Genomic DNA, 18,594 nt, shown 5'->3' on the forward strand with positions numbered 1-18,594 from the left:
TGAGGTAACAACTTAATTACTAAATCCAACAGCAACTTAACTAGCAGTTTTCTCATATTTTCAGACTGTCCCTCACAACCCTTTGGTCACAACTTCCCAACAATATTCACAAACATCCCCTGGCTGTCGTAATCCAGCTGAGTAAGATCATCAGAGAAATCCGTAAAGTTGTAGCCCACCCCCAGCTTGAGGTGGTCACCAATATGGCGATATAGGCCAATTAATGCACCGCTCTTGCTGTCCTGCGCGTCGGGTAAATCGAGCAGGCGCCCTTCGATGAGGAGATCCCAGCGTTTTACAAAATGCCAGTCTGCGCGCAGTACATAGAGGCTGGCGCGGCTGTCAAAGAATTCCGGGTCTTCTCTATCCAGGCTTAGCTGACCGAGGCGGTAGGCGTATTTGCCTCCCAGGGTCCAGCGCTGGGTGAGATCATAGCTGGCATCCACGGAGAAAATATGGCTCTTCTGAATAAATTCAGCTGAGGTGTTTTCTACGGTTACCTGATCTTTGGTGGGCACGTTATAGAAATAGGTGTATTTCAATAGCGTGTTGAGGCGATCGTGATTCACCGGGCGGTAGGCGTAGCCCATTACCGCTTCGGTAAATTTTCCATCATAGAACTCGCCCTGGGAACTTTTGCTATCGGAGTAATTAAATTTGCCAACCAAGCGCCAGTCTGGGTTGAGCTGATAGCTCAGGGTATTCTTCAACAGCCAGGTATCGCGCTCGGATTCCAGCACGGTGTTTTCATCCACTGCGGTTTCCATGGCATCGGTACGGTATTCTACCGCCGAGGCCAAACGGATCGCATCCAGGCTATAGCCCATATTAAGCCCCAAAGCGTTGCGCTCGGTTTTGGCACCGGTGCGTGGGTCTTCCAGGGTGCCCGCTTCTACCGTGGTGCCGTATGTCCAGCGATCGTTGGGCGCCAGGTCCATACCCAAGGCATGCGTCAGGCCGGTGGAGACATCGCCGTGACTGTAGCGCTCCTCACCATACATGCTCAGGGTATCGGAATAACGGCTGCGGAAGCCGGTACTCATATTGCCTTTACGGGCACGTACGCCGGTATCGCTGCGCTCGTTATCGAGGGTGTAATTCAGGTATACGCTGGTTCTGTCGCTCACCAGGAAGTCAGTGCCCAGTCGCGCGCCCATGCCGGTATCGCCACTGGAGACTTCACTATCCATGGTGAGTCTGTCGCTCACCCGGTAGGCACCGCCGACACCGACACGATTGTTTTCCTCACGGGTGCCGGTCACCTCTAGGGTACCCTGCACAAAGCCGAAAGCACTCCAATTTTCGCCAGAATCATAACTGGCCTCCACTGCCATATCAGTGCGGTCGCCCTGGGTCTGGGTGGCCGCTACAACTTGGGAGAAATCTTCGCGGCTATCGCTGCGCACACCGGAACTGAGATGCCAGTGATCGTTGAGACGGTAGCCGAGCATCAAATCCGTTGCACTGGTGTGCAGGCCGAATTCCTCTTCTTTACTATCCGCTTTCAAGCCCACATCGAAACTTTCACCGAGAGGTAGGTTGATCCCCGCTCCAAACTGGGTGGTTTCACCGCGGGCAAATTGACCGGGGCCAGAAAAGCCCGCTTCCCGTTGCTGGTGGTAGAAATTACCGGAGCCGCGTAGGCTTTCGAAGAAATCACCCAGCTGCAGGCTAGCTTCAATTTTGTTGGCAGCAGCGCTAGCCTCAGGGTCAAAAGTTTGACCGCTATCGAAAGTAAAACCACCATCCAGGGAATTGGTACTATCGAGGTTACCGCCTTCACTGTTGGCCACTTCCACTTTCAGCCAGCTGCCTGCCGTTTTACGTAACGTTAAGTCAAAGCCTTGCAGCGCGGTTTCGTTGTCATCCTCATCCTGTTGGGTAGCACTGAGCCCCAGCTTTACGTGATCTCCAAACCAGTAATGGGCGCGGCCACCAAAGGCAAGAGTATCCATCTCTTCAAAGCCGGGGGTGTATTCGTAGCGGGCTACCAGATACTGCGGATTACCGTTATAAGAGCCATCCTGGATTAACAGATTATCGTTAGCCAGGGCAGACAAGGGCTTGTTCAGCAGTACGCGGCCTTGAATGTAATCGATATCGTAATCGATCACTGGGGAAAGATTTTTTACGGCCAGTACCAAACCGGAGTCTTTATCCCGCACTTCAACCCGCAGGCGTTCGGAGCCGTTTAGAATATCCTGATGACGCATGAAATAGAGGGAGCCACCGGTTCCACGATACTCATCGCGCCCGGCAATAGTGCCAGGCTCCGCACCAAAGGCATCGACCTGAAAGCGTTTTTCCCCGAAGCTGGTCATGGAATCGCTTTCGAAGTGGCCGTTGGCACCATAGAGTGCGCGGTCTATTTGCGCCAGTTCGTTATCGGCATAGGTCGCTTTGAAATTACCCCACAAGCCGAAGTCGTCGTACTTGGACAACTTCACATAAAACTTGCCGGAGGTGGGCGCGTCTTCCACTACGGTGGAGTCGTCACCAAAGGTGGGATAATAAAGATCACTATCTAAACGGCGGAACAGGGCATCGGGCGTTTTTTCCATAAAGTTGGAAAATAAATCATCCACCGGCCCCTCTTCCGTATCCGCACTGGCAGAGAGGCGCCAGCCCTCACCGAAACCACCGCTGGTATAAAACGCCAGGCGGCCATCGTAGCTAACAGAATTGTCGTAGTGGGTTTCATCGCCGGTAACCAGCGCCGCTGGGCCGTTGGTTTTGTCATAGCCAATCGTGAGATCGGCAATACCCACGGTAAACCAATCGTTTTTGGCAAATTCCAGATCGCGCAGGAACAATTCGCCATTGCCCTCTTGATCCAGAACCGCCACTTCCACGGTGTGCATACCGGGGTCGAAAATTTGTTCGGCGACAAACTGGCCCTGTTCGTTGACCGGTACCGGGTTGCCCGCCAGCCACACAGTGTGCCCTGGCGGTACCTCGGCACCGTTCACCAGCACACTGTTACCATCCAGAGGAATATTTCTTCGCGCTAGGCGATTTTCACCGTAGCCAACCAATAATTCCTGTGAAACGTTTACCTCTTTCGTTGACTCTTCAACCTTATCCACCAGCCACAGAGTCTGCTCGGCAGTTTCATCGAAGCGGCCTTTTTTATCGTACACCCGCAAGACATAGTGCAGTTTTTTTAGCGGTGCCTGGAAATGGGAAAATTCTGCAAACCACTCCCCTTCTCCGGCAGCCAGCGGGACTATGTCAACCGGCGTGTCTCTCAGGGACTGCCCTTCTTCAAACAGGCGTACCTCGGCCCGCTCAATAAAACTGGGATAGTTGGTGTAGCTGCGGAAAACCACGCGGTTCTCGCTGTGCTCGGTATCCGGGTTATCCGCGTAGCGAATGGTATTGGGCCAGGCTGAAATATTCAGACGCGGCTGCATTTTTTTGTTATCGAAGCGGAACTGGATATTGGCATTATCCAGCGCCACATCGGTACAGCGCTGCAGATCGGCAGAATTTTTATAGGGATCGTATTCGGGGCTGCCATCCACAGTAATACGCATTAAATTCAGTGAATAGGGGTTGTTAGCGATGGCTTCGCGGTTAATACGCTCGATCTCCAGACGGTCGCTCTCCGCCAGAATCGCCAGCTCATCGTAGAGCACCTGCACTTCAACCCTCGCGCCTTCATCCAGGGTGAAACCGTTGGCCACTACATCATCGGACTGCACATAACCGCGCCCTTCAAACTCCACTTGGGAGTCTTCGAGGCTGAGAAGCTCTTTTACCTGCTCCATCGCACGGCGCGCGCGGGCACCAGAGAGCCCAACATCATCGCCGTAGACCATGGCTTCCCGGCGGTCCATGCGCTTGTTTTCGCTATAGCCAATAAAGCTCAGGCGCACATTGGCTTTGCTCGAAATTTCCCCCATGGCAGCGCGAATTTGAGTCAGCTGCGCCTGGGTAATAATCGGATCGCCATTATCGAAACGGATAGGCGCTATATCGCCACGTAGAGATTGATGGGCAATGGTAATGGTTTCCGCGGCTGCCGCCTCTGGGCAGGCCTGTACGCCATCCACCGCCACTTCGAGGGGATCGTCGTACCAGAACTCCACTTCCACACGGCGGTTTAGGGTGCGCCCCTTGGGTGTGTCATTGGCGGCTATGGGCTGACTGGCGCCCTTGCCGCTGCTGGAGATCATGGCGTCCGGTAGGCCCAGGGCATCGCGCACCGCCAGAGCAACACGGCGGGCTTCGCTGTGGGACTTTTCCCGATAGGCATTCTGTTGCTGCTCAGAGCTTTCACCAATTTGCAGAGGCAACGCATCGGTATGACCAACAAAATGAATCACCAGATTATTTTTGTTGGCCAGATTTGTGCGCACTTCGCGGATACGCCGTAAGAACGCCTCGGGTAAATTCGCCTGCCCCGGCTGCCAGCGCAAAGGATTAACCAGGTTTTTTAAGCGCGCGCGCTGTTCAGTGCCAGCGGTATAATTCAATCTACAAACCGTTTCCTGCCGACACACTTTGACCCGGTTAAGTGCCAGGGCTTCAGCGCGGGCACGGGCTGCCATAGCCTCTGCATCCAGAGCATCGTAACTCACCTGCACTTGCACACGACGGTTCAGTTCGCGTCCGGCAGTAGTGATATTGTCGGCAATGGGCTCTGCGTCACCGCGGCTTTCCACCGCGATCATCTCTTCCGGCAGTTCCAAAGCCTGCTGGAAAAAATCTGCCACGAATTGAGCCCGAGCAAGGGTAAATTCTTCCTTACTTGCGTAATCCGCAACGAATTCTTTTTGCATCGGGTCCGAATCGGTGTGACCAATAAAATGCAATTGGAAATTGGGCGTTTCTCCCAGCTCATCCAGCTTTTCACGCAATAACGCGATGGCCTCAGGAGAAACTTCATCAGCCACAGCGAAAAACTGTAATGGCTCGATAAAGTCTTCCACCACAATCGGCTCGGGAGGGGCAATAAAAGTGCCCGCATCCTGCAGCCATTGATTGGAAGGGGCGCGCAGCAACATCGTTTCCGTATTGCTGCCTATGGATTTTTCCTCAAACTCCGTCTGCGGCTCCTCTACTTCTGGAGCCAGTCCAGGAATTTTTTGCCACACCTGCCACCAGCTGGTTTCCAGGGGTTCGGCTACCTCGGTATCAGATTGCTGCTGCGCGTGTACAGGCATTGCCAAGGCCAAAGTAATCGCTGTGGCCAGGCAACGCTCACGCCGACGAAATGTGCGAGTGTTTTTTTTCGCAACAAGCGCTGTGCCAGGTGTGTGCGAACACTCCAGGTTACTGCGCTTTTTATTGCCATCTGCAAAGGACATTACTGCCACCCTCCTTTGCTGGGCGGCGCACCACGCCGCCAGAACACTTCCGTTTCAATCGTCAGGTCGTAGTCGCCATAACTACGCGCCCACTGCTCGGCAATATCCGCCTTGATCGTTTGCAAACGCTCTTCCACCAAATCCGGGTCTTCATTTTCCGCGAGGTAGGACAGGCGCAATACCGAGGGCGCTTCACTGAGTTTTTCCAGCAGCAGCTCAATACGGGACTGCCATTGGGGACGCATCTCGGTAGTTGTCGGTTCGAAGACCGCCTCGGCCATATCCAGGCGCACTACCCGGTGCAGACTGGCGCCGAAGTTAAACTTCACCATCTTGCCTCGGGTCGCACGCACCACGCGCGGGTTTTCTGTGGTGAGACGATAGCCGCTTGGCAAACTGCGGTCGTCGAGCTTGAGCACAAAATTGGAACCGCGATCGGGGTTTGGCACCACCGCACAAGTGATATGGAATCGACCGTGGGCATCGGCAGTGGCATTGAGACCCGTTGCACTGACGACCCTCGCACCGGCCAGCCCACCTTCACCGGCATCTTGGTAGCCGTTCATATTTTTATCGTCGAAGACCTTACCGATCACATCGGTACAGTCGAAAGTGGGGTCCGGTACCACACGCACGGTCGCCGAGGCTTCACCAGACGCCGTCTGCCCGGAGAGCTGGTTGAACATACGTGCACGGTTGACATACTTGCCCTCCCCTACACCGGAGCCTACAACGAGTAGCAGTTTCAACTCGCGGGTCTGATCCGCCTCTACACGTAGGTCCGACCAGATCAACTGTAACCCTTTCATCTCCGGTTCCACCGGTTCACCATCGAGACGCGCCGAGCCGGCCACGTATTTGAAGCCAGCGGGGAAGAAGTCCACCAGCTGCAAATCGGTAAGCGGTACCGGCAGGTTATTGCCGAAGGTAATGGTGTAAGGCACCAGTTGGCTGCGGGTCACATTCAACATGGCCGCAGTTTTAGTAATAGAGAGCGCCCCCTCTAATTTCGGGTCCAGGGGGATATGGTTGTTGAACAACTGGCTATCCCCTGGAATTTGTTTATTATCCAGAGTCAGGCGCAGGTAATAGTTGGTCAAGGTATCACGCGCTTCTATATCCAGCGGCGGATTAGCCGGGGACAGTTGTACCTCACAGTGTTGCGCAGTACCCGGCACCATATCTGCATTACTGCCGAGGCAGGCGCCCACATCGAATCCGGCAGTCTCCTCATTGGTCTGCGCTGGAATAACCAGGGATTCACCACCGACATAATTGTCATCGGCCAGTTCTACCCGAATCAGGTAGTCTGCATTGGCCGGACAAGCCGCATCATCGAAATTAATATCGAACTTGTAGTAGCCACCGGCACGGGTTACTTGACCCTGCTGCTTTTCATCATCGAAGCAACGATCCGGCAGTTCTTGGCCTGAGCTGGCACGCAGCATACTCAGCGTAGCGCCGGTAATCGGGGCACGCAGAATGGAGTTGTAAATGACTCCGTTTGGCGTGAGCGGCAGGTTTAAGTCTTGCGGATTAGCACCCGACTCCACAAAGATCTCACTAATACGCTGGGGACCATTGGTGAAATCGGAAACCGGATTACCCAGAGATGCGGTACTTTCGCTGGCATCCGGCGCGGTATAGCGCATCTCGTAACTAAGGCCACCATAATTGTTGGGTACCAGTCCCTGGAAATGGAAATAGCCATTTTCATCGGTCTGGATTGTTTCCAGCAATGCACCGTTGAAATACAGATCCACTGCCCAATTCAACAGCAGGCGTTCATCGGCATCGGCCTGATTATTGAAGTTCACATCGTGCCACAGGTAACCGGCCAAATTAGCGATTCCCGGTGTGCCACCGACATCGATAGCAACACTGGCCTGATTGCTTGAAGGTGGATCATTCCAGTGCACTTCCGCGGTATTCACCACGGTGTAGCCAATTTCCAGGCTGTCGGAAAGTTTTGCCTGGAAGCGCAATGTCACACTTTCACCCGGCAGCAAATCTCCATAAGTTGTGGAGTAGTCAGCAGTAATTACCGTACCGGCAACGCTGACTCCATCTACTTGGCCATTGAGCATGGCAGAGTCTGCAACGTAGGTAAGGACTCCATCGCCGGCAACCATTAGGTCATCAGTAATACTTACCATGGTCGCCGGCACACCACTGATATTTTCAATGGTCACCAGATACTCCAGCACTGCTCCGGCTTCGGCTGCGCCACCGCCGACAACGGCAACTTCTTTTACAATTGAAAGCAGCTGTGCATCACCCACCACCACTAGTGTCGGTTGGGCACCATTGGCCGGATTGCCATCTGCATCAGTGAGTACCAGTGGTAGTTCTTCTGCAGCAACACTGCCCTGGTTACTGATTACCGTACCCCTGGCAGCATCCATATTCACCATTACATCAAAAGTTACGGTGGCAGTTTGTGCAGAAGTAATCACTCCCTCGTTGGCACCTGGCAACGGTGGGGTTAGGTCATCAGAAGATACCGGCAATGCAGTATTCAGCAGTGACATACCACCGGCATTATCAGCAACCGCGATACCATTTAAGGTGGTACTGCCGGCAACATAAGTGGTATTTGCAGGCACTTGGTCAGTGAGTGCGACCTGCAGCGCATCAACCCCCCCCATATTGGTAATCGCAATGGTGTAACGCAGCACATCACCGGGGTCGACAATACCCGTAGAAATATTATCCACCGTAATTGCCACGGTCTTATGAGCAACTAGCAGGGGAACATCGCCAACAATATCTATTGTTGGATCGTTGGGGGCATCTGTAGCGGGGTCATCCGATGGGACTTCATCGAAGGGGCCACTACCAGCACCTTCGCCATTAACAAAGCCTTGGTTTGAAATAATAGTGCCGTCATTGACGTCATTAATGGTGACATCAAAGGTAACCATCACAGGCACAGCGCCAGTTGCCGCTGCAGCAATAAAACCATCGGCTTCGCCAGATGTATTAATGTTCATACCCGCTTCAAGCGGCGACGCGCCACTTACATCTGTAAGCGCAGAACCATTCAAGGTGGTGGAGCCAGCAACATAAGTAGTGTTCGCAGGGATCTGATCACGCAACATCCCGTTAACGATATTTTCGTTACCGGTATTTTCCACGCGAATGGTATAGCGCAGGGTATCCGCCACCATCAGCAGGTCCGGGTCACCGGTCATATCTGCTGAGGTTTTATGAATTACCAGCAGTGGTTCAGATTCAATTAATACCTGAGTAGGATCTTCATCCCCCGCAGCGTCAGGATCATCAGTACCGTTAATATTGGGATCATCACTGTTTTTCAGTAATTGACCGGGCAACTGTACCTGAGCCTGATTCAACACAGTTGTAGCGCTGTCAATGACAGAGGCGAGACTTACTTCATAGATCAACTGAATGGAATCACCCGCACTGCCACTTGCTGCCAGGTCAAGATTGGTCACCTTCAACAAGCCACTGCCGTGGGTACCAGCAGAAGCACCTGTCCCGCTGCTATCGCTACTCGCCGGAGCAGTAACCAGTTGCAGGGAGCCCGACTGGAACAATGGCAAGCTGTTTAGGCGGCCCAAGTCATCAGTAATCTCAATACCACTGACATCCACACCGCTGATATTTTTCAAAGTGAGGGTGTAGCGCAATACCTCTGCAGGGCTGGCCGTGACAGCCGGGTTTTGTCCACGAGTAACATTCTCGACAGTCTTGTAGAAAGTTACCTTGGGAACTGAAGCACTCAGGGTATAGGCATCCTCATGATCGAGCACGCCAGGTGTACCATCGGTAGGCGCCGGACGGGTGTACTGACGCGCTTCAGGCGCACTGCTATCCCAACTGTGCCACAGCGTTACCCCGGCAATATTGGTAAGCGTATCGCCATCGCGGGTATCTGCATCCAGAGTAGCGTCGTAACTTAGCAGCAGATGGTGATCCGCAGCCAACATTGCCCCAGCGCCAATTGATGTGATGGCAAGAGTACAACTGGCTGCATCAAAGGCCGTATTAAAATCGGTACCTTCACTCAGGGTAGCAATCGCAGTACCAGCCGCATCGGTGATTTGTGCGGCAAAATTATTTGGTGCGGTTTCACACATGCCACCGGGATTATTGTCCGGCAGGATATCGGTCACGCTGATATCCCAGGCTGGGCCGGTACCAATATTGTGTAAGTCCAAAGTAAAGGTGCCGGGTAAACCGGACTGCACACTGGCCGGGCCGGTTTTTGTCAGGGTAATCGCCGTGGGTTCTACCACCTGCATATCCAAGGTGGAATTACCCGCACCAGCACCCTGCCCCATGGCCGGGTTGTCATTATCGTAGTTGTAGCTGTAACTGGCGCTGTTGCTAAACATGAAGCCATCCACATTGGGTGGATTGCTGTCGCGCAAGCGCAGCGTTACATCAATAACCACCTGCTCACCAGCGGGCACATCGATGCCGTTGGTAGTATCGGCAATCACCAGTGCAGAAGCGGAACCGGTATTTTGCGGAGTAAATGCATTTTTGCCGGAAACCTTGGCCGCACCAATAAATTCCAAATCCGCCGCGGAAACACTGAGGTCAATCAACACGCTAACATCGTGCAGGGCTGCTGGCTGCGGCGTTTGCGGAATAGTAATGCGGTAATTGAACGGCTCGCCAATAGAAGCTGTGGGCTGAGTATTTTCAATGAAAAGCGGCGCGGCATTGGGAGTATTAAACTGCACACTCACCGGGGCTGTGGGGCCGTAGTCTTCGCGCATATCCGCAGTCACGGCCGTTGTACCGAGAGAAGGCAGATTGTCGCCATCCAGAGAGTAATAAGTCTCCACATAAGCGGCATTTTGCAGATTGAGGCCCGCGCCCAAGTTAGCATCCGCCTGAACGCGGTACACCATTTGTAAAGTCTGGCCTGGGTTAATGGCGTAACCGGTACCCGCGGAGAAATCCCAAATCGCTGCGCCAGTGCTGCTGTCGAAAGTTGGAGCAACAGCCGTTGCAGTAGCGCCATTGACAGTTACTGACTGCACATTGACACCAGCCTGGCGCAGGCCGAGGGGAATCAAGTCTTTAAAGAGCGGATCATAGGCGGGCGCAGAACCATTATTGGTAATCGTAATGGTGTAATCGACCCTATCACCGGCGGAGAGAGTGGTACCCCCAGCAGGATTCGCACTGATTGCTATTGCCAGGTCTGGCTGTAGCAGATCCAGAGTTTCACTGTCATTGCGTGTTTCATTACCGGTAGCGGCATCGAAGCTGAAAACAACATTATTAGTGAGTGCAGTATTGTTGGCAGGCCATGGGTGCACATCGCGGTTTAATACCCGCGCGCGATAGCGCAGCACAAATTCATCATTAGCTGCGTTGTTATCGCCTTGGTTGCGCAAATCAGCAATATTCCAACTCAGTGTGGTCGGGCCCGCGGCCGGGTCACCAGCCTGTACCGGCTCGGCGATAGCGTTGTGGAGGAAAGGTGCCACAGCCGCGAAAGGTGCATTGTTATCGCCATTGATCGACACAGTGCCGGCAAATACCATGCCCTGCGGCAAGGTATCGACAATCTGCGCCTTCGGTGCTGTACCTTCTGGCAGGGCCAGACGCAGCTCGTATTCCACCAGATCGCCGATACGCAACTGCACATCAGTGCTACCGTAGCTATCGTCAACACGGGTTTTGCTCAGTACGCTGTCATTGGCGGCGGTCAGCTGTGCGACAATATTTTCCAGTACATAATCATTTAAACCGCCGACACCGTCAGCACCATTGCGCTCATGGGGACTGCTGTTATCTTCATCCAGACTGGTCCACTCGATGCGCGCAGTGGTGGAAAGTGTGGCTGCTGCCAGCACTTCATCCAGTACCAGAGCATCGAATACCAACAGGCTGTTATTACCGGCAGAGATATCCAGATCGCTGTTGGCACGGCTCCACTCGAGAGTTTGCGCAGTATTAACACCATCGCCGGTTACCGTGGGGTCGGCTTGGGCGGCACCTGCAAAGGTGACACTGCCCGGTACGAATTGCAGCCCCAGAGAGAGCTGCTCAAGGATAGCCAAATCGAAAGCGGCGGAATTCTCCGGGCTGCCCGCAGCGGCTAGGTCCAGGGTAAAGCGCAAAATATCGCCCGCATCGGGGTCATTACCGGGGCTGGTCTGGTTGACCATCGTATTGGTTGCGGATAAATCCGGCTCCACAATAGTAAGCACCGGCGCAGTGCCGACACCGCCGGCCTGTGCAGCCCCACCTTTAGTGGCGGCAAAGGTATAACTGGCTTGATTGGCAAAGTTGTGCCCCGCTTGCGCGGTTGCATTATTGGCAACCCGTGCGCGCACTTCAAAAATTGCCACTTCGCCGGCCGGAAGCATGTCAACAGCCAGGGCAATATTGTTACTGCTGGTGTTATCGGTAAATGCGCGGCCATTAATTTCCTGCAGCTGCACCAGTGTCAGGCTGGGGTCGAGCACATCGGTAATCACCAAATCGTGAATCGCCGCAGTAGTGGCGCTACCCGGTACTTGAATGCGGTATATCACTTCCTCACCCACTGCCGCTGTGGGGGCAGTAAGCAGCGTTTTCTGCGGAGGCGTTACCGTAGTGGCAACAGTACCCATCGGGTAAGGCGTTGACAGGGGAACTGCAGCATACTGTTCACCGCTCTTGCTGGGCAGTGACCAGAATTCATTTGCTGTAAAAGTGTTTACCCAGTTTTCACCGCCGCCGATATCAGTATAAAAGCCAATTTCATAATCAATATCCAAGCAGGCACCAGCGTCGATAGGCACCTGTAAAGTAAAGTGCATATCGTCACCGCGATTGACCGGTGCAGTGTAGCTGTAATCAGTACCTTGAGTCAGTACTGAGCCATCCAGGGAGACCCGTATATTGGCGATGGAACTTTGCTCCATCTGCGTCGCCAGATCATCGGTCAAAGACAGATCGTAAGCTGGAGCCAAGCCAGTGTTACAGGCTTGTAAAGTAAACTGCATCACATCATTGGCCGGATCCACATTCATATGGGAACTGGGCCAGTTGGCATCGGTTTTAGTCAGATTCGCAAGGCGCGGCTGCAGTACTGTAATACTGGCGCTGTCCTGCAATGTGCTGGCGGCACCGGTGTAATTCAGTTGCGCAGTATTGGTGAGGGTGGCAGTGGGCACCGCAATGCCCGCGCCGGTTTGTACCTTGGCGGTGTACTCAATAATAAATTGATTGGTATTACCGAAGTTACTGAGGATATCGCCCAGATTCCAGGTCACGGTACCAGTATCCCCGGCGCCAGGCACGGCAATCGCCGCATAGGTGTAATCATTCAAGTTGTCATCGTAGGGCGCGGTGGTATCACCGTTCACGCTGACAATGGAATCAAACTCCAATCCGCTCGGCAGCGTATCGGTAACGGTTACCGCCGGTGTGGTGCCCGCCTGCAGATTCAGAACTAGCTGATAGGTAACAGTGTCACCAACCCGTACCGTACCCACTGGAGTGGCGCTATCGGAATCCGCAATGACTGTCTTGGAAATAGTGGTGTTATCCACCGTGTCGATACTGGCGCTGGCCGGTCCCACACAGTAATCATCCGGTGCCGAAATACTTGGGCAGCCAGCACCATCGCGTTCATAGGCCTGATCATTTGTACTGCTGTTGTCGAGAGAGGTCCAATCCAACATCACACTATTGCTAATGGGAGAACCAAATACCCCATTCACCTGAGTGCGGTAGGTAATCACCAGAGTTTCCCCCAGTTGCAGGTCCAGACTGTTATCACCGTTCTCCCGCCCCCAAATCAAGGGGCCATTGGGCGCTGCCGCCGGTGTTGAGACAAAACCTGCCACAGCACCACCATTAATTAGTGCCGTTGGGGTGAAACTGCTGTCCAGGCGCAATTCCGAAGGTAGTGTATCCACCAGATTTAAGTCGTAAGCAGCTGCTGTGGAGCCACCATCGTGGGCCACGGTAATTTCGTACTCCAGTACATCACCACCCACAGGCAAATTGCCGGGGTTGGTCGCATTACTGACGGTTTTACTGACCCCTAGCAAAGGCTCTACCACGGTAACCGCAGCGGTGTTGTCATTGAGGTTTTCCCCGGCTCCGGTTTCGCCATTGCGGTAAGACAGGGTGGCACCATTGCGACGGGAATCGCCATTATTTGTAGCCAAATCATTGGCGATACGGGCAAAGTAGGTAATACGAATCAGTGGTTCAATAGTACCGCCAACCGTGTCATTTTCACTGGCAGTATCCACGGTGCCAATATTCCAGGTGGCATTGCCGGCAGTGTTATCTGTGGGGAAACTATTGAATGCTGTTTCAGATGGCGCTGCGCCATTAATGGTTTCGATACCGACAAAATCATAAGTAATATCGAAATCGGCATTATGGCTGAGCACATAGCCTTCCGGGCTGCCGAGCTGATCGGTAACCGCTACATTTTGGCTGATTCCTTCTGGCAAGCGGATTTCCAGCTGGAATTTTTTATGAGCACCAATGGTGGGAACTACAGCGAGCTGTAAATCGGTTTTGTTTATCTGTAGCGGCAAGACCTCTGTCTGGGCACTGGCATTAGTTTCATAATCATTAATCGCGTCGCCACCATTGGGTAGCACGCCGATACGCATACCGTCAGCAGCTCCATCATTGCCGATAGTCTTACTGCTATTCAGTGAAATATCTTTGCCCGGCAGGGACTGCCAGCGGGCCTGAATGGTGTTATCCAGAATCTCATGGGGCTCTACACCCTGCTCTACCCGCACATCAAAGGTGAATGACTTGGTAGCGCCCACGGCGATGCTGTAATCGGCATTGCTGCGATTCCAGCTAAAGATCGGTGAATTAGCACCCACGGTAGTGATATCGACATTTTGGGGTGGATCATTACCTCCAATATTGCCGATATAAACCAACTTGGAGCCGGTAAGGTCATCGAGTACCTGTAGGTTATAGGCGGCGGCAGTACCGATATTTTCTGCAGTGACAGTTACTGTGAGAATATCATCTGCATCGCTGTTAGTTACAGCGAACGATTTGTTCAGCTGTATCTTGGGTTCCAGCACGGTAATTTCGTGGGAGGCAAAAGGTACCGTAACGTTTTGATTAGCCTCATCCACATAGCTCACCTGGGCAGTGGTGTAACTACCACCATTACCCAGCACATCACCATCATCGGTATTGCTGCTATTTTCAATGCGCGCAATAAATTCCACCGGGAAATCAAACAGGCTACCGGTTACCGTGGTGAGTTCCTGATCGCCAAAATTCCACTCCACGTAATCAGCGCTACCTGTACTGGTACAGGTAGCGCTAAAAGTACCACCGGGAATAAAACCAGCAGCATCGTAGGGCGATGCATCGAGGTTTACGGTTTGCCCTTCAATACAGCGCATTCCCGCCGGCAGTTCATCGCGGATAATAAAGTTACGCAGTTTAGCCGCAGGAATTTTCGCAGTCAGCTGATAGCGAATTTCCTCGCCCACAACCGCAGTATCTTTATTGGTGCCGCTGGCAGCACCATTGGATAATTGCAAAGCCTGCTTAGGTTCCGCTTTCACCTCAATAATCTGCATTCGCGCTTGTGCATCCGCAGATTTATAGTGGCGCGCACGCCCTGCTGCGGGAGTGCCATCGCCAACGCCATCATTGTCCAGGTCACTGTCGATCTGTGTGGCGGTCTGTTGGCCAAAGTCACCTTCCAGGCTGTCGTAGCGGGCATAAAAGGTATTGTTAAAAATTTGTAGTGGCGCTACGGAGCGATGTGGCTTAACGCGGTAGTAAAGGGTTACCGAGTCACCGGGATTAATGCGCTCCAGCGCTGTGGAATGCTCATAAGAGAAAGTGACAATCGCCGGAGTTCCACCACTACTACAATGGCTGGCTTCAGAATAATTATTAGCACCTGTAGTGGTGCCTACCCATCCATCATCACCGTTATTCGTTTCCGCTGAGCCATCACCATCGTTATCCAGGCCATCGCTGCTCAGGGCCTGCACACACATTTGACCGGAAGGGTCGAGCGTATCGGTGATCACCAGATCGTAGGCAGGAGCACGGTTTACACCGCTATCGGCTGTGCGATTAGTCAGGGTCAGGCGGAAAATGTAAGTCTGGTCTCGGTGGCCTTCGTTAGTAAAGTCCACGAAATTTGTACAGCTGGTACCTATACCGTAGAGATTTTCGTTACAGACTTTTTTATCAACTTCGATATGGGGCTCGGAGACGGTTACAGTTTCCGACCACTCGGTAATATCTGGGAAACCCGGTACGGTAGTAGGCACACCATCAATATTGGTAAAAATACCGCTGGTATTGTAGTTATCCACCACAATAGTTTCGGTGTCGAAAACCGCGGTAAATTGCGCGCGCGCGTAATCGGTGCTGGGATTGGCATGCTGATTCGGATCGGTGTTCTCAGTATCCACCGGATCATTGAGTAAGCGCGTGGTCATATCTGCAAGGAACCAGCGGTCGCGCAGGGTTATCTTGGAGGTCACATCCCAGAGAAAATCTGCTTCGCTAAGGGGAATATTCAAGCCCCCGGTCTCCACAATATCGCCACCGGGAATCACTACACAATTTGCCTGAGAAACTGGGTGCGGCAGGGTGACATCTGCACAAGTAAGCGGAGCATCGGCGATATAGCCCTGACCATCCGGCAGGTCATCGCGCACATCAATATCGCGCACTTCAATCAGGGTAAATCCGGGCGTGTCGAAACCAAACCAGCCTCCGGCCTGGATTTCAAAGCGACACTCTTCACCAATCAACACACTGCTATTGGGGAATGCAGCTTCGGAAGTTAATTCATTACACTGATCAGAGCGCTCCTTGATCAGGTTAAAACCCATGACCCGCGCGCGCATACCGTCGAGGGTGTAGTTATTGGCCAACTGCTTCTGGGGCGTTGTTTCATTCAACACCGCTGGATTAGGGAAATACAGCGGAGTGCCATCGGACAAGGTTATCTCTCCCACCACATCGGCGCGGAAGGTAAGATCATCATCGGTGGCAGAATGGTTTTTTTCTACCTGGAAAATAATACGCTCGGTTCTGCCCGGTTCAATGACACCATCTAGACTGGTACAGCGATAAACCGCAGCCGAAGCTGGCAGAAAGTCCGGTTGGTTCCAAAGCGGGTGTGCGGGCACGGTGCCGGGGTTAGGCTTGCCAACAGGAGTACAGGCGCGGTCATTTGACAGTACGCGCATGGCTTCACCAAAGGTGACATACACATCGTAGTTATCCGCATCGTGGCCACCATTGTTGGTTACATCTACCGTCAGCTCAGACGTACCGCTATCCCGCACTATGTACAGAGGATGCACGGTGCTGATATCCAGATCTTCCGGGTTCGGGGTAACCGACTGATTTTCAATCTGCGTGGGAGGATTGGTACTAGGGCAGAAATCCTCGTAGTCAACTGTTAAAACATTATTGGCGAGGCTAATATTACTGTTCGGATCCTTGCCGTTACCTGCCGATTCTACTTCCACATCGAGATCGGCCATCTTGTCGAAAAAGTCAGGCTCAGTGGTAACAATACGGAAACGGATTTGTATCTCATCGCCCTGACGCATCATATTACGCTGGTCCGAATAATTCGGGTGCGTGGTGCTACTCAGCAGGCGGAATTCCGGCTTGTTATTTTGCAGTGGGTCAGTGTGCCATTGATTCCAATTGCTACCCACACGCCATTGCAGGGTATCGGCCTTACCGGGGTAAGTGGAGCTGTAGTTGGCCCCATGCCCATCAACGCCACGGCGCTCGCGGGTAATTTGTGGTGTATAGGTGGTATCCACCACATATTCATCCGGAAGATCACTAACGAACTGGATATCCTTAACCGAGCCACGTGTCTGGTTATTGATGGTAATGGTTACAAAACCAGCCGAACCCAGTGGTTGATTCAAATTGGTGCCAGTAATGGCCTGGGTAATATCGAGTGCATCGGCAACTCGGGCATACATCGCTTCGGAATCTGAACCGGGCCCTGAGCCTACTGCAGGAGAGGAAATACCCCCAACACCGGTATCGTCATCAATTTCGCAACCCCACTGTATATCTGAAACCGTATTAGTGCCGTCACTACAGGAGGTGTTTACCTTACCTACCAGATAGATGTTGAGGGTTGAGTTTGCCGGAACATCTGTGCGTCCTGAACCACCGGAGAAGCTGCCATTCAGCTCAAAATTATTGATATTGTTGCTGGCTGAAACACACCCAGAGACACCTGGATTGGAACCATTGTTATTGGCAATAGCCTGAGCAGCTGATTCGCTGGAACAAGCATAATTGATGTCCATATTCGGGTTGGTCATCAAATCATCAAAGCGTACATCCTGCATATCTGCATCCCCAGCATTGGAGATAGCGATACGCCAGATCACGTCATCATTAATATTGCCATAAACATTATTGGTGTAATTAGATTGACCCGCATCGATATTACGCCCGCGTTTATCTACGGAGGGCAGCGGCTCTTTAATAGCCAGCTCCATACTATCGTAATCTGTCTCCGAATCACCACAATAGTCGAAAGAGGCAGATGCACTAATAGTGCGGTTGTTATTAACCAAATCTTCTTCACGGTCTGCCCTACTGCGTACACCGAAAGTAATCCATAAGGTAGTACTTTCATTACGGGCAGCGAGTGCAGACAGGTCGTTTTGGTCCCAACGGATAGTAGTGCCGCTGACAGTAGGTTCGCTTAAAACAACACCAGAGCTTACTGTAGTGGAACCGGGGATATATTCCAGTTGTGAAGTCCCCAGGTTTTCTGTGACCACAATATTTTCAATATGCTGGGTTCCCATAAAACCACTGCGGATGCTGGGAACAACAATTTCGATGGTCACTTGGCCATCGCCACAGAGTTCACACCAGCTATTACTATAGCTATGGTCAAGGATATTAAAAAATGCGGGGTTATCCGGAGATGAGGGACAATTGTGATCCGCCCTTGCCTGCGGAGAAAATAAAGCAATGTAAATACAGAGCAGCACTAAACCAACAAGCGCATTATTCCAGGATTTCCGTCCAATTACTTCCGACATCATCGTCACTTATTAGCCGCCGCTTTTCTGTTTACAAAATCCTTGACAGCACCCTCAGGCACTGCCGCCGCACAGGGTCTGCCCGGTGCGCGAACTTTAATTGCAGAGGGGAAAAGTGGCCGTGAAGCAGGTCATAAATACCGCCCGGCAGGAGGACTTTTTTGAAGATTGCCAAGTGGTTCTCAGGCAAACCCGGGAGGGAAAAAGCTGTGAAAGCAGGCAAAAACTGCCCGAAAAAAAGGGGC

Annotated in this window: 2 protein-coding genes; both read right to left on the reverse strand. The window is 52.6% G+C overall.

Annotated features, from left to right (window positions below; genetic code table 11):
• Positions 1-86: 86 nt before the first annotated feature.
• Positions 87-5,312, reverse strand: a complete 5,226-nt coding sequence (locus ACJJJA_RS14915) for an OmpA family protein (RefSeq protein ID WP_444905162.1) — start codon at positions 5,310-5,312, stop codon at positions 87-89.
• The gene (locus tag ACJJJA_RS14920) at positions 5,312-18,349 is read right to left on the reverse strand and encodes an isopeptide-forming domain-containing fimbrial protein (RefSeq protein ID WP_444905163.1); all 13,038 of its coding nucleotides are present in this window, start codon (positions 18,347-18,349) and stop codon (positions 5,312-5,314) included. Before ACJJJA_RS14920 ends, ACJJJA_RS14915 begins: the two co-directional genes overlap by 1 nt.
• Positions 18,350-18,594: the final 245 nt, after the last annotated feature.

This window comes from Microbulbifer mixtoriginis (SeqCode) (genome assembly GCF_052466865.1).